We start from the raw sequence: 13,826 nt of genomic DNA on the forward strand, positions 1-13,826 counted from the left end.
CCAGATAGGCCAGCGAGACGGCTGCGGCCAGAACAACGACTGCTGCCGCCGGCTTGAAGCTCCGGCGGCGGAAGGCGCCGTTGAGCAGCAGCACGATCACCGTATCGGCCAGGAGTGCCAGCAGCGCCGCGCCAAACAACCAGGGCCTGAAATCCACGGCGCTGTCGCCGGCGACGGGCACGCGGGTGACGGCAACTTCGAAATCGGGGATTTCGACGGGGCTCAGCGTTTCGCCCGGACCATAAAGGTTAAGTGCAACAAAGCCATCCTCGGCGCCGTAGAGGCCGGGTGGATTGTCGGCGGACACCTGTGGTGCCGCATTGCCTGTCAGATCGAGCGGCTTGGCGTCGCCGCTGGCCGGCAACAGCGCGCCGTTGGCGTCGAGCAAGCGCCAGGGTGGGAGGATGCCCGATCCGGCTTCGCCGCCGCCGGATACCGCGCGGGACAGTTGCACAATGCGGCGCAGCATGTCGACGAAATGTCCCGAGATCGGAAGGTTCGACCAGCCGGCCTCGGCGGTGACATGGAACAGGACGATGTGTCCGGCGCCGCGATCAGCGGCGGTGACCAGCGGGGTGCCGTCGGCAAGGCTAGCCCAGGTGCGCGCGGCGAGACTGGCCGAGGGTTCGGCCAGAACCTGACGGCTGACGGTGACGTCGCGCGGAGCCGGCAAGCCGGCAAAGGGCCCTGTTGCCGGGTAGGCCGCCAGCGGCTGGGGTTCGATCCAGGACAGGGCGCCGCCGAGTTCACGCTCGCCCTTGCGCAGCAGCACCGGCGTCAGCGGATCGTCGGACGGGGCAGCGGCGAGACGGGGGCCGGCAAAACGGATCAGCGTTCCGCCGCGTTCGATCCACTCGTTCAGCGGCTTGACGACATCGTCCGGCAACACGCCGATATCAGCCATGACGATGACGGCGGGCGATTGTGTCAGCAATTTGGGAACAGCCACGGACATGTCGGCGCTATCGGCCTCGATCAGATCGGCATAGGGCGAAAGCGCCCGGTTGATGTAATAAAGCGGCGACAGCAACGGCTGGGCGATATCGGAGGCCTCGCCGGAGATCAGCGCGACACGGCGGCGGCGGAAACTGTCGTCCAGCAGCCGCGCGGATCCGGCGGTGTCGAGACCGACGATATCCAGCCGTGCAATGTCGTTGCGGATCTCGAAGGGGGCGGAAATCGTGGCCGTCGTGCCGGCCTCTCCGGTGTCGAACAGGACCTCTCCTGAGGCGATCTCGCGGCCCTTGCCGTCGAGCGCCGACAACCGGTAGCGCTCAGCGGCTCCGGTCTCGAGACGGTTCGCGGAAACGGCAAGCGCATCGGCGCCATTGTCGGCGTTGGTCAGAACAAGGGCTTTCGCCCCGTCGGCGCCAATGATCCGCACAGCGGAGGGTTCAAGGGCTGCAAGCCGGCTCAGCGCCGTGGCGGCATCACCGGTGCTTATGCCATCGGACAGGTAGGCCAGGGTGCCGGGCCGGGTCTCGCCGAGTGCGGCGATCAACGCCGTGACGGCATTGGAGCGATCTGGCCGCAGCGGGCGCGGCCGGGCGGCGCGCAACTGTTCGCGCGCCCGCTCAAAAGTTCCGGGCGTGGCGTCATGACGGCGGTCGGCGGTGAACACGATGGAGACCGGCACATCGAGATCCTCGGCTTCGCGGATCAGCATTTCAGCCGCTTGGGTGCGCGCCTCCCAGTCCGGCGCGCTGGCCCATCCATTGTCGATGACCAGCGCCAGCGGGCCATCCGGTGACAGCGCCCTGTCGCGCGGATTGAGCACCGGCTCGGCCAGCGCCAGGATCACCAGCGCCGCGATCAGCAGTCTCAATGCGGTCAGCCACCAGGGGCTGCGCGACGGGGTTTCCTCGGGCTTGAGCACGCGGGCGAGAATGGCCAGCGGCGCGAAGGGTTCGGCCTGCGGGCGCGGCGGCGTCAGCCGCAACAGCCACCAGATCACGGGTAACGCCAGCAGACCGAACAGGATTGCCGGTGCGCCAAAGGCGATGGGCAGACCCGCGATCATGCCGTCACCGGCCGGGCGGCAGCCGGAATGCCCGAAAGATGACCATGCGCGGCGGCGAGCGCCTCCGACGCCGGCCGGTCGGTGCGATGGGAGAGATAGCTCCAGCCCAGCCGCCGCACGCCCTGCGCCAGGGCTTCCCTGCGCGCCATCCAGGCCAGGCGGTAATCGGCAGCAACGGTTTCAGCGCGTCCGGCGACCAGCTTCTGGCCGGATTCAGGATCGCGGAATTCGGTTCGTCCCGAATAGGGAAATGTCTCTTCGGCGGGATCGGAGACCTCGATGGCGTGCCCCCGGATTCCGCGCCTAGCCGCAGGCCCGATGCAGCGGGTCAGTGTCTCGTCGGGATCGAGGAAATCGCTGATCAGCACCACATCGCTCATTCGCCCGACGCGGCCCAGATCAGGCAGCGTTGTTTGCAGCGGCGCATGGGTCAGCGCCAGGGCCAGCCGTTCGGCGGCATTGCGGGAGGAAACCGGATCCATGACGCCGGGACAGCCGACCCGTTCGCCCGAGCGCGACAGGATTTCGGCAAGCGCCAGCATCAACACCAGCGCGCGGCTTTCCTTGCCGGCCATGGCGATATCGGACTTGAACAGCATGGAGGGGGACTGGTCGGCCCACAGCCATATGGTGTGGGCAGCTTCCCATTCGCGGTCGCGCACATAAAGATTGTCGTCGCGGGCCGAGCGCCGCCAGTCGATGCCGGACAGAGATTCACCATCGACATAGGGCCGGAACTGCCAGAAGGTTTCGCCGATGCCGCGTTTGCGGCGGCCATGCCAGCCGGCGATCACGGTGTTGGCGACGCGCCGGGCTTCGGCCAGACAATCGGGCAGCAGGGCTGCGCGCTGGCGGGCGCGGGCCAGCGCGTCGAGCCGTGCGGTCGGTTGGGTCAGCTGGCCGATCGGGGCCATCGGCTCACCCGGCTTTCGGAGTGACGAGGCCGGCAATCACATCGCGGATGCCGATGCCTTCGGCGCGGGCCGAGAAGGTGAGCGCCATGCGATGCTGCAGGATCGGTTCGGCCAGCGCGCGCACATCGTCGATCGAGGGTGCAAGGCGGCCATCATAGAGCGCGCGGGCACGGGCGCAGAGCATCATTGCCTGACCAGCGCGGGGACCGGGACCCCACGACACGGTTTCATCGATTCTGGCATTGCCATGGCCGGGGCGGGCGGCGCGGACCAGTTCGAGAATGGCATCGACCACGGATTCAGGCACCGGCATCTGCCGGATCAGCGCCTGGATTGCAACCAGGCGGTCCATGGTGACGGCGGGCCGGGCGACGGCATCGCTGGCGCCGGTGGTTTCCAGCAGAATCTGGCGTTCCGCCGCCATCTCCGGGTAGGGCACATCGACCTGCATCAGGAAACGGTCGAGCTGGGCTTCGGGAAGCGGGTAGGTGCCTTCCTGCTCGAGCGGGTTCTGGGTCGCCAGCACATGGAACGGACGCGGCAGATCATGCGGCGCACCGGCCACGGTGACATGGTATTCCTGCATTGCCTGCAACAGCGCCGACTGGGTGCGCGGCGAGGCGCGGTTGATTTCGTCGGCCATCAGCAGCTGGGTGAAAACCGGTCCGGGCACGAAGCGGAAGGAGCGGCGTCCGGTCTCGTCCTGGTCCATGACTTCGGAGCCGAGAATGTCGGACGGCATCAGGTCGGGGGTAAACTGGATACGGTTGGAGCCGAGCCCGAGCACCGTGCCGAGCGTGGAAACAAGTTTTGTCTTGGCGAGGCCGGGGACGCCGACCAGCAACGCGTGCCCGCCCGAGAGCACCGCAAGCAGGGTTTGTTCGACCACGTTTTCCTGGCCGAAAATGACTTCCGACACTGCCGTTCTGACCGCGGAAATATCGGCCAAGGCCTGCTCGGCGGCAGCGATGATTGCCTTTTCGTCGATCGGCTTGGCGCCAGTGTCGATTCGTCCCATGGGTTTCTCCGCACGTTCTGGTTCTACAGCGCCGCGCATCGGATCGTATGCGCAAAGGTCGCTGTAGCACTTTGAAATGATGCATGTGCGTTATCGTTCAAATAATCCCTTTGAACGCGACATGCATTAGGCTCGCAAACAGCTTATTCTACGCAGAAAGGCTGACAAGAGCAGTTCAGATGACTATCTGGTTACCTGTAACCATAGCTGGACAGGACAATGGCAAAAACAAGGACCGACACGAAAACAGATGCCGCGGGTTTGGCGGCGCTGATTTCCCGCGCCCAGGCCGACCGGAATGCCGGCAAGGACGGTTTGCCGCCGGTTGAGCAGTGGAATCCGCCCTATTGCGGCGATATCGACATGGAAATCCGCGCCGATGGGACCTGGTTCTACATGGGCACACCGATTGGCCGGCCTGCGCTGGTGCGGTTGTTTTCCACGGTTTTGCGCCGTGACGAGGACGGCAAAACCTATCTCGTCACGCCTGTGGAAAAGATCGGGATCCGGGTCGTCGATGCGCCGTTTTTGGCCGTCGAGATGACGGTGGCCGAGGAAAACGGCCATCCGGTGCTCACATTCAGGACCAATGTCGGCGATGTGGTGCGCGCAGGGCCCGAAAATCCGCTGCGATTCGTCACCACGGGCGAGACCGAACAGCTCAAGCCCTACCTGCTGGTGCGCGGGCGGCTCGAGGCGCTGGTCAACCGGGCGGTCACCTATGACCTGCTGGCGCTCGGAGAGGAAGCCGAGATCGACGGCGAAAACATGTTCGTGATCCGCTCCGGCGGCGAGATATTCCCGGTGATGGACATGGCGAAGCTGGAGGCCAAGCTTTGAGCGGTACTGCTGCCGATCTGCCGCTCAGATTTGACGCGCGGGATTTTCGCCTGCGCGCGCAGGAGCATGATCCGGAGCGGCCGTTCGGCGTTGAACCGGCCCATCTGGGACATGGCGACCATGTGCTCAACCCGGATCTGGTCTCAAGCCTGGCCGGCGTCAGGCTCCGCGAGGCGGCAGTGCTGGTGCCGGTGGTGGATGACGGACCCGACGCCCATGTAATCCTGACCCGCCGAGCGGTGGCCATGCGCAAGCATTCCGGCCAGGTGGCGTTTCCGGGCGGGGCGATCGATCCCGAGGACGACAGCCCGGAAATTGCCGCCATGCGCGAGGCGGAAGAGGAAATCGGACTGGACCGGCGCTTCGTCGAACCTGTCGGCAGGCTTCCGGTGTACATGACCACCACCGGCTTCCACATCACGCCGGTTCTGGCGGTGGTTCGTCCGGGCTATGTCATCACGCCGAACCCGGCCGAGGTGGATGCGGTGTTTGAAACCCCGCTTTCCTTCCTGATGAACCAGGCCAATCACCAGCGCGAAAGCCGGGTCTGGGAGGGGATCGAGCGGCATTATTACGTCATGCCATTCGGTGAGCACCACATCTGGGGTGTCACCGCCGGGATCATCCGGACAATGTATGAGAGACTCTACGCATGAGCATTGCACAAAGCGTGGCCGCAGAGGGCTGGTTCAAGGATCCGGCGCTCGGGCGGATCTTTGCGCTGTTGAACGAGGATGGCAAGGAGGTGCGGGTGGTTGGCGGCGCGGTGCGCAATGCGCTGATGGAACTGCCTGTCACCGACACCGATCTTGCCACCACATGGGCGCCTGAACAGGTGATGGCACGCGCTGAGGCTGCCGGTATCCGTGCTGTGCCGACCGGTATCGAGCATGGCACGGTGACGCTGGTGATCGATGGCCGCGGTTTCGAGGTGACGACGCTGCGCCACGATGCCGAAACCGATGGCCGGCGGGCGAAGGTGGTCTTCGGCAATGACTGGCAGACCGACGCGGAGCGGCGCGACTTTACGATCAACGCGCTCTATGCCGACCGCAGCGGCACCATCATTGATCTTGTCGGCGGGCTGGACGATATCGTCAGCCGCACCGTGCGGTTCATCGGCAATCCCGATGACCGGATTGCCGAGGATCATCTGCGGATTCTGCGCTATTTCCGGTTCTTTGCCCATTATGGCGCCGGGCGGCCCGATGCGGCTGCGCTGAAGGCTTGCGCCAGGGCGCGCGACAGCCTCGCCAAGCTCTCGGCAGAACGGGTCTGGAAGGAACTCAAGACCCTGTTCAAGGCCCGCGATCCGGGACGGGCGCTGTTGTGGATGCGGCAGGCGGGCGTGCTCAGCATGGTGCTGCCGGAGAGCGAGAAATGGGGCATTGATTCCATCGCCGGCCTGATCGGCACGGAAACCGCGCTCGGCTGGGATCCCGATCCGATGCTGCGGCTGTTGGCGATTGTGCCGCCCGATGCCGCGCGGATGGAGGAGCTGTCGACCCGTTTGAAGATGTCGCGGGCGGAGGCGGAACGGCTGGTCAAATGGGCGAAAGCCCCGGCGATTTCCCCGACAATGGCGATCACGGCGCTCGACCGGTTGCTGTACCGCCACGAGGCCGGACCGATCACGGACCGGATCCGGCTGTCACTGGTCTCTGCGCGGGTGCGTGCCGAGACCGATGCTGCGGCCCTGACGGAAGCTGCAGGTCACAGCCGTCATCTGGCGCGTGCGGCCAGTTGGGAGCGGCCGGTTTTTCCGGTTTCGGGATCGGACCTGATTGCCAAAGGGGTTGAGCCCGGCCCCGGGATGGGAGCCAGACTGGCGGCGCTCGAAGAGCGCTGGATCGACAGCAATTTCATACTCGACAAACAGGCGCTGTTGAGGGAACCCGAATAGCGGCTGGCCGTTCTTCGGCCGATCCGCTACGCGGCGTTTTCCTCGGTGCTCATCCGCGCCTTGATCTGCTCGACGATGGTCGGGCGAATGATGCTCTCGCCGTGGGTCTCGCGCAGATGATCGATTGTCCGCGACACGATCTCGGCCTCGCTGTCGGACCGTGTATGCCATTCGCACCCGGGCACAAGGGATCCGCAATGGAACGTCTTCATGGCTCATCCTCCTTTTCAATGGCAAAACCAAAGCTCGGGGCTGTCCATCCCATCGGCCAGACCCGATTTTTGCACAATAGGCGGCATTTTGGGCAGGAACGTGACCGGGCGCATTGACCCATGACAAGGCTTGCGTGATTTGAAGATCATTCAGCCTCACCGCGCTATGATCTCCGGCCGCCTGGGTGCTTTCGCACGCCGGCCTGTGCTTGGGTGTTGTTAACTATCTTCCTTTAGGTTTTTTCGCAGTGGCTTTCATCCCGCTCGTGGTCGCCCGTCAGCGACCGCCAACGCATGACTGCCCTTGTTGAAGCACGCAACAGTATGGCTTCGGGGAACCTGTCGGTCGCCGGAACCGTTGCAGTTGCAGGAGGCAGGACCTGGCGATGATTATCGGACTGAGCATGTTCGACACAGTGCTGGATCGTCTGAGCCGGGAGCGGCCGGACGGGCCAAGGCCAGGCTCCGTGCCCTGGGCGGGCATACGCGGTCTGAATTCGCGCTTTGTCGGCGCGATGTCCGGACTTGATCGCCGGCGAAGCGGCGATCAGTTGGGCGCAGTCTATTCCGGTTATGATTATGACAGCGACGGGTTTGTGCCGCCGCCAAAACCGGTCATCGACACATCGTTGTTCAAACGGGTGAGCCCTGAGGACATTGCGAAGGACATCAATCTGCTGTCCTCTGATACCGCGGCCGAGCTCAAATCAAAACGGCGAAAATTCGCGCGGCTCAATCACCCCGACCGGGTACCGATGGAATGGCGGCAGGCAGCGACCACCCGGATGAAGATCGCCAATCACCTGGTCGATGAAGCGCTGCGCAGGGTTTGAGTCTCGCTCACGTGATGCACCCTGTTATTTCTTTTGCGCCGCGCTGTGTTGCGCTGGTACTCCTGAGCCACCTTTTGGCGGAAGGGTAGGCTTTGATGAAGTGGCAGGCCGGACGCCGTCGCGGATGTAGGTGCCGCTGTTACTTGGTGGGGTGAACTTTCCCGATTTTGAATCACGAATGGTACGCATTTTGATCCTCCGACGGAATCTTAGTCTTGTTCACTTATATAGGCCTTGATCTCCACAAAGCGATAGTCCTCTGGCTTCAATATTATGCCGTTTGACACGGGCTCCTCGCCTTTGAAAGCGCCGGTATTTTGATCAACTTCCCAAAGCTCTTCGATGAAAAGGTGCCCCGGTGTCGGATAAAGGGTTGCATATGATTGCCCTGAAAATATTCCCCCGATTTTTGTCCCGTCGTGAAGATGAACAATCAACCAACAGGCCTGTCTTCGCGAAAAGAAGTCATCCCACGCTGTTTTGTAGCGGTACTTCACCAAGCCTGTTTTAGCCATCACGCCTAAAAATCGATCCAGGAGAAAGGGCCATATCACTGGTCCGACTGCTAGAATTAAGGCCGCCAACAGACTCCTTGTGTGCCAAGCTTCTGTCGAGAAAAAGAGAAAGATTGCCCAAGACATCAGGCCGATGTTGATTGCGCTGTAGGCTATGGCTTCGAAGATGGTATCTTTAAGGGTTGGCTGGTCACCTGGTCTTATTAGCGAGTATACCCGCATTGAAATGAACCCGGGCAATATCAGAATTGCAAACAGAAAGAAGTCAGCAAGATCAATGTTGAATTCCAAGTTCATCGCCGTTCACTCCTATGGATACATCACGACCGGCGGAAGCGAAGACAGGATCGATGCGACATTGCCGCCGGTCTTCAGGCCGAAAATCGTGCCGCGGTCATAAAGCAGGTTGAATTCGACGTAGCGGCCGCGGCGGATCAGCTGTTCGGTGCGTTCTTCCTCGCTCCAGGGCTTGTTGAAATTGGCGCGGACGATCTTGGGATAAACCACGTTGAAGGCGCGCCCGACATCCTGGGTGAAGGCAAAATCCGCGGCCCATCCGCCCTTTTCGTCGTCACTGTGCTGCCAGTCGTAAAAAATCCCGCCAATGCCGCGCGCCTCGTTGCGATGCGGCAGGAAGAAGTAGTCGTCACACCAGTCCTTGAATTTGGAATAATCGGCGACTGCATGACGGTTGCAGGCAATCTCCATGGCGCGGTGGAACAGCATTGTGTCCGGATCGGTCTGGGTGCGCCGGTTGTCGAGCACCGGGGTCAGGTCGGCGCCGCCGCCGAACCACTGGCTCGTGGTTACCACCATGCGGGTGTTCATGTGCACCGTCGGCACATGCGGATTGGTCGGGTGGGCGATCAGAGAGATGCCGGACGCCCAGAAATTCGGGTCTTCCTCGGCGCCGGGGATCTGCTTGCGGAATTCGGGCGAGAACTCGCCATGGACGGTTGATGTGTGGACCCCGACCTTTTCAAACAGCCGGCCCTTCATGATCGACATTGTGCCGCCGCCGCCCGCACCTTCGTCGCGCAGCCAGGGCGTGCGCTCGAAGCGCCCCGGCTCACCGGCCGATTGCGGATTGTCGACCTCGTCCTCGAGTGCCTCGAAATTCGCACAGATCTGGTCGCGCAACTGTTCGAACCACTGGCGTGCGTTGGTCTTCTTGTCTTCAATGTCGTCGGGTAGTCCGACCGGCAGGGTTGGGCGTTCCATGAAGATTCCTCGTCTTGTGCTGGCTGTGTCATAGCAGCACCGAAGTCGGGATGTAACCTTGTCTTCACCATGGAACTGATAGAGCCATCGCGAGTTTTTACCGCGGCGGCGGGTGCAAGGTTGTGCCGGCAATGCCAGGACTCGCAGTACTCATTGTTTTGCGATAGAATTTTTGCCAGCAAGGAAGGACCATGAGCCAGTTTCCACCCCGCCGCCCTCCGCTTGACGGTTTGCGCCGAGAGATTGCCCGGTCGCGCAGCGAAAAGGCCGCCGGCAGATCCGGTGGCTTCGTGCGCAAGACATACCGGATGAGCCGCGATGAAGCGCGCGAAAAGGCGCGCGAATGGTTTTCCAACTGGCCGAAAGCCGCCTACTGGACCGAGGTCGAAAGCTGGCGGGCGCTGCCCGAAGACGGCGATACGATCGAATTCACCATGCGCCGTCTGCCGACCGCGGATTGAACAATCGCAGTTATCGCGAAATCGCCGGGCGTCACGCATTCAGGCCGTGCCGGCATCAACCGATTTCTGCACCACAAGCCGTGGCCCGGTTCCCGATTGCCGTGCCTGATCATCCGGATTGTAGAGTTGGCAGGCGTCGAGCGACAGGCAACCGCAGCCGATACAGCCGTCAAGCCGGTCGCGCAGCCGTTCGAGCATGCCGATGCGGGCATCAAGATGCTCCCGGAAGCCGCGACTTATTTTCTCCCAGTCGCGTTTGGTCGGCGTGCGCTCCAATGGCAATTGCCTCAGTTGGGTACGGATTTCCTCCAGCGAAAATCCCATCTTCTGCGCAATCAGGATGAAGGACAGACGTCTGATGTCAGAGCGGATGAACATGCGTTTTCCGCCGGGCGTGCGTCTGGCGGCGACCAGTCCCTCATCGTCATAGTAGCGGATTGCCGAGACCGATAGGCCGGTGCGGCTGGCGACTTCGCCAATGCTGAGCAGGCCCTTGCTGTTTGCTGACGGCATATGAAAAACCCCTTGACCTCAAGTTTACTTGAGAAAGTAGCATGGTTCTCATCACGGGCAATCACCACCCAGTCAAGGAGCACGAATCATGTCCCGATCCACCCTCGAGCACGTCAATTTCACCGTCGCCGATGCCACCGCCACCGCCAGATGGCTGTGCGACGTGTTTGACTGGAAAATCCGTTGGCAGGGGCCGGCACTCAATGACGGATTGTCGATTCATGTGGGCACTGATGACGACTACCTGGCGATCTACACTCCCAAGATGGCGCGGGCACGCCATGAGATCGAGAAAGACCGGGTTGGCAGCCTCAACCATATCGGCATCGTGGTGGAGGATCTCGATGCGACAGAGCAGAAAATCAAGGCGCTGGGTTACCCGACCCATAGCCATGTCGATTATGAACCCGGCCGCCGCTTCTATTTCGATGACGAGAATGGCATCGAGTTCGAGGTTGTGAGCTATGACTGAGCTGGCGCTGCGCTACAGCCCGAAGCGGCGGGTGATCTCGCCGGCGATGATTGCCACGCTCATGGCGAGGTTGAGGCTGCGCCGGCCATCGACCATGGGAATGGTCAGGCGTGCGTCGGCGGCATCGTGGACTCTCGGTGGCACGCCGGCGCTTTCCCTGCCGAACAGCACCACGTCCTGGGCGGTGGTCGTCTGGTCGCCGCCATCGGTATAGGGGGTGGCCGACTGTGTGGTCATCAGCACCAGGCGGCGTTTCTGCGTCGCGCGCCAGATCTCGAATTCCTCCCAGCCATCGTGCCGGGTCAGCGCCGCCATTTCGATGTAATCCATGCCGGCGCGCTTGAGGGCGCGGTCGGTCATGTCAAAGCCCGCGGGCCCGATGATGTGAATGCCGAGACCGAGGCAGGCGCCGAGCCGCAGGATGGAGCCGGTGTTGCCGGGAATGTCGGGCTGGTAAAGAGCGATGAGAGGTTTGGTCATGGAAAACGCTTCTGTGGTGATTTTATCACAATATCAAGCAAGGATGTGGCCATCTTGATCAAAACCGCTCACGCCGATCTGGCGAAACCGCCAAATCCGGATAAACTGCCGGCATCTTTAACGCGAACTCGATGGAGGCTGACTTGTGCATCATTGATATCAGCTTTCCGCTGACGGCCTCAAGCCTCTGAAAACGGGTTTATCGCGGCTTCCTTTTCCCGATCCGGCTTTCGTGCCCTGTTTATGGGGAACCAGCGCCATCGCGTGACCTTTGCCTTATTTCCGGTCCTGCCGCTGCACCCGACATGCACGGCCTGCGCCATTCCTCAAGGAGACATCCATGTTTGGATGGTTTGAACGTCGACTGAACCCCTATCCTGAGGAAACTCCCTCGGCCCCGCCCGAAGGGCTGGTGGCGTTTTGCTGGCATTACTCGCGCGATGCGGCGCCCTGGCTGATTGGTATGGCCATCCTCACCGCGTTGATCTCGATCGGCGAAGTGATGCTGTTCGGGTTCCTCGGCTCGATCGTCGACTGGCTCGCCAATTCCGATCCGCAAGGTTTTCTGGAGCGCGAATCGGGCCGCCTGATGTGGATGGGCGCGATTGTGCTTGTCGGCCTGCCGGTCACGGTGGCGCTGCATTCGCTGATCATTCACCAGACGCTGCTGGGCAATTATCCGATGATCGCGCGCTGGCAGATGCACCGCTATCTGCTGCGCCAGAGCCTGAGTTTCTTTTCCAATGAATTCGCCGGCCGGGTCGCCACCAAGGTGATGCAGACATCATTGGCGATCCGCGAATCGGTGATGAAGCTGCTTGACGTGTTCGTCTATGTCTCGGTCTATTTCATCGCCATGATCGGAATGGTGGCGAGCGCCGAATGGCGGCTGGTGCTGCCGCTATTGTTCTGGCTGGCGGTCTATATCGGGCTGATCATGCATTTCGTGCCGAAACTCAAGCGGATATCGGCCGATCAGGCCGATGCCCGTTCGGCGATGACCGGGCGGGTTGTCGACAGCTATACCAACATCTCGACCGTCAAGCTGTTTTCCCATGCCGGCCGCGAAGAGGCCTACGCGCAGGAAAGCATGGACATGTTCCTGCAGACCGTGCACCGGCAGATGCGCCAGGTGACGCTGTTCCAGACGCTGATCTATTTCAACAACTCGATCCTGGTGTTCGTGGTCTCGGCCATGTCGATCGGCTTTTGGCTCACCGGCATCGTCTCGGTCGGCTCCATCGCCATCGTTATCGGGCTTTCGCTGAGGATCAACGGCATGTCGCAGTGGATCATGTGGGAAGTCTCCGGCTTCTTCGAGAATATCGGCGTGGTGCAGGACGGCATGGGCATGATGATCAAGCCGCATGATGTGATCGACAACCCCGGCGCCAGCGAGATTGTCGCCCGCAAGGGGGCCATCAGCTTCGAAAATGTCCGGTTTCATTACGGCAAGCAGAGCGGTGTGATCGAGGATCTGTCGCTCTCGATCAAGCCCGGCGAGAAGATCGGACTGGTCGGACGGTCCGGCGCAGGCAAGACCACGCTCGTCAATCTGCTCTTGCGGTTTTACAACCTTGAATCCGGACGGGTGCTGATTGACGGTCATGACATCTCGCAAGTCAGCCAGGACAGCCTCAGAGGCCAGGTCGGCATGGTCAGCCAGGATACCTCGCTGCTGCATCGTTCGGTTCGCGACAATATTGCCTACGGGCGGCCCGAGGCCACGGAAGCCGAGATCATCGAGGCGGCGCGCAAGGCCAATGCGCTCGATTTCATCGCAGGGCTGGAGGATGTCGCCGGACGCACCGGTCTGAACGCCCATGTCGGCGAACGCGGCGTCAAGCTTTCGGGCGGACAGCGCCAGCGCATCGCCATTGCACGGGTGTTTCTCAAGGATGCGCCGATCCTGGTGCTTGACGAGGCGACCTCCGCGCTCGATTCGGAAGTCGAGGCGGCGATCCAGGAAAATCTGTTTGCGCTGATGGAAAACAAGACGGTGATCGCCATTGCGCACCGTCTGTCGACGATTGCGCAGATGGACCGGCTTGTGGTGCTTGATCAGGGCGAGATCGTCGAAACCGGAATCCATGACGATCTGATCCGGTCGGGCGGGATTTACGCCGATCTCTGGTCGCGGCAATCCGGCGGCTTCATCGATGCGGAGGTTGACGCCAGGGCTGCGGAATAGGGGATATCCGGATTGCCAAACAAAGCGCGCGCGCTATTGTTGCATCCATGATTTTCCGGCCCCTGCTCGATTTGTTTGAAGGCTGGATCGATCCGTTTGTGCGGCGTTCCAGCTACCGGCCTCCGACCTCGACGCTTGGCTTCCTGTGGCATTATGTCGGGCAGGCCAAGGGCGCTTTCGCGGCAATGCTTGCGCTTGGCGGCCTGGTGGCGCTGTTGCAGGTGGTGTGGTTC

The 13,826-nt window shown here is 61.9% G+C and carries 15 protein-coding genes and 1 pseudogene; 8 read left to right on the top strand and 8 right to left on the bottom strand.

From position 1 onward, the window contains the following. The 3 genes from ABJN75_RS16510 to ABJN75_RS16520 all read right to left on the bottom strand — a co-directional run. On the bottom strand, positions 1-2,020 hold a 2,020-nt coding region (locus ABJN75_RS16510; protein WP_348440671.1), incomplete at its 3' end, for a BatA domain-containing protein. Continuing rightward, complete coding sequence (locus ABJN75_RS16515; RefSeq protein ID WP_348440672.1) at positions 2,017-2,934, bottom strand: DUF58 domain-containing protein; 918 nt, start codon at positions 2,932-2,934, stop codon at positions 2,017-2,019. The genes ABJN75_RS16515 and ABJN75_RS16510, both read right to left, overlap by 4 nt. 4 nt (positions 2,935-2,938) lie before the next feature. Beyond that, the gene (locus tag ABJN75_RS16520) at positions 2,939-3,952 is read right to left on the bottom strand and encodes a MoxR family ATPase (RefSeq protein ID WP_348440673.1); all 1,014 of its coding nucleotides are present in this window, start codon (positions 3,950-3,952) and stop codon (positions 2,939-2,941) included. Between the two features lie 219 nt (positions 3,953-4,171). On the opposite strand from ABJN75_RS16520, the gene ABJN75_RS16525 reads away from it, so the two are divergent. Genes ABJN75_RS16525 through ABJN75_RS16535 form a run of 3 tightly spaced genes read left to right on the top strand, consistent with a single transcriptional unit; the run spans position 4,172 to position 6,695 of the window. Beyond that, entirely contained in the window at positions 4,172-4,792 is a 621-nt protein-coding gene (locus tag ABJN75_RS16525; protein WP_348440674.1) for a DUF1285 domain-containing protein, read from the top strand. A 50-nt stretch (positions 4,793-4,842) separates the two neighbouring features. Then, on the top strand, positions 4,843-5,448 hold the full coding sequence (locus tag ABJN75_RS16530) for a CoA pyrophosphatase (RefSeq protein ID WP_348440685.1): 606 nt from the start codon (positions 4,843-4,845) through the stop codon (positions 5,446-5,448). Then, positions 5,445-6,695, top strand: coding sequence for a CCA tRNA nucleotidyltransferase (locus ABJN75_RS16535; protein WP_348440675.1), 1,251 nt, complete (start codon positions 5,445-5,447; stop codon positions 6,693-6,695). The genes ABJN75_RS16530 and ABJN75_RS16535 overlap by 4 nt, the downstream gene beginning before the upstream one ends. 26 nt (positions 6,696-6,721) lie before the next feature. On the opposite strand, the gene ABJN75_RS16540 is transcribed toward ABJN75_RS16535, so the two are convergent. After that, positions 6,722-6,907, bottom strand: coding sequence for a DUF1059 domain-containing protein (locus ABJN75_RS16540; RefSeq protein ID WP_348440676.1), 186 nt, complete (start codon positions 6,905-6,907; stop codon positions 6,722-6,724). Between the two features lie 386 nt (positions 6,908-7,293). Between ABJN75_RS16540 and ABJN75_RS16545 the strand changes: the two genes are divergently transcribed. Beyond that, the gene (locus tag ABJN75_RS16545; protein WP_348440677.1) at positions 7,294-7,740 is read left to right on the top strand and encodes a hypothetical protein; all 447 of its coding nucleotides are present in this window, start codon (positions 7,294-7,296) and stop codon (positions 7,738-7,740) included. A 209-nt stretch (positions 7,741-7,949) separates the two neighbouring features. Here the strand turns inward: ABJN75_RS16545 and ABJN75_RS16550 are convergent, their stop codons facing one another. After that, a complete protein-coding gene (locus tag ABJN75_RS16550) occupies positions 7,950-8,552 on the bottom strand; it encodes a DUF6338 family protein (protein ID WP_348440678.1) in 603 nt (200 codons plus the stop codon). Between the two features lie 12 nt (positions 8,553-8,564). Continuing rightward, positions 8,565-9,476, bottom strand: a complete 912-nt coding sequence (gene hemF, locus ABJN75_RS16555; protein WP_348440679.1) for an oxygen-dependent coproporphyrinogen oxidase — start codon at positions 9,474-9,476, stop codon at positions 8,565-8,567. Positions 9,477-9,667: 191 nt separating this feature from the next. Here hemF and ABJN75_RS16560 point away from each other — a divergent pair, with 191 nt between their 5' ends. Next, positions 9,668-9,937 carry a hypothetical protein gene (locus tag ABJN75_RS16560; protein ID WP_348440680.1) on the top strand — a complete coding sequence of 90 codons (270 nt, stop codon included), beginning with the start codon at positions 9,668-9,670 and terminating at the stop codon, positions 9,935-9,937. A 39-nt stretch (positions 9,938-9,976) separates the two neighbouring features. Here the strand turns inward: ABJN75_RS16560 and soxR are convergent, their stop codons facing one another. Next, the gene (soxR, locus tag ABJN75_RS16565; RefSeq protein WP_348440681.1) at positions 9,977-10,450 is read right to left on the bottom strand and encodes a redox-sensitive transcriptional activator SoxR; all 474 of its coding nucleotides are present in this window, start codon (positions 10,448-10,450) and stop codon (positions 9,977-9,979) included. An 88-nt stretch (positions 10,451-10,538) separates the two neighbouring features. Between soxR and ABJN75_RS16570 the strand changes: the two genes are divergently transcribed. Then, positions 10,539-10,922 (top strand): VOC family protein, encoded by a 384-nt coding sequence (locus ABJN75_RS16570; protein ID WP_348440682.1) that lies wholly within the window; start codon positions 10,539-10,541, stop codon positions 10,920-10,922. A 12-nt stretch (positions 10,923-10,934) separates the two neighbouring features. On the opposite strand, the gene ABJN75_RS16575 is transcribed toward ABJN75_RS16570, so the two are convergent. Continuing rightward, complete coding sequence (locus tag ABJN75_RS16575; protein ID WP_348440683.1) at positions 10,935-11,402, bottom strand: tRNA (cytidine(34)-2'-O)-methyltransferase; 468 nt, start codon at positions 11,400-11,402, stop codon at positions 10,935-10,937. 340 nt (positions 11,403-11,742) lie between these two features. Here ABJN75_RS16575 and ABJN75_RS16580 point away from each other — a divergent pair, with 340 nt between their 5' ends. Beyond that, on the top strand, positions 11,743-13,593 hold the full coding sequence (locus ABJN75_RS16580) for an ABC transporter ATP-binding protein (RefSeq protein WP_348440684.1): 1,851 nt from the start codon (positions 11,743-11,745) through the stop codon (positions 13,591-13,593). A gap of 47 nt (positions 13,594-13,640) precedes the next feature. Continuing rightward, a pseudogene (locus ABJN75_RS16585) lies at positions 13,641-13,826 on the top strand (ABC transporter ATP-binding protein); the annotation flags it as partial.

Source organism: Hoeflea sp., assembly GCF_039975035.1.
Lineage (GTDB): Bacteria > Pseudomonadota > Alphaproteobacteria > Rhizobiales > Rhizobiaceae > Hoeflea.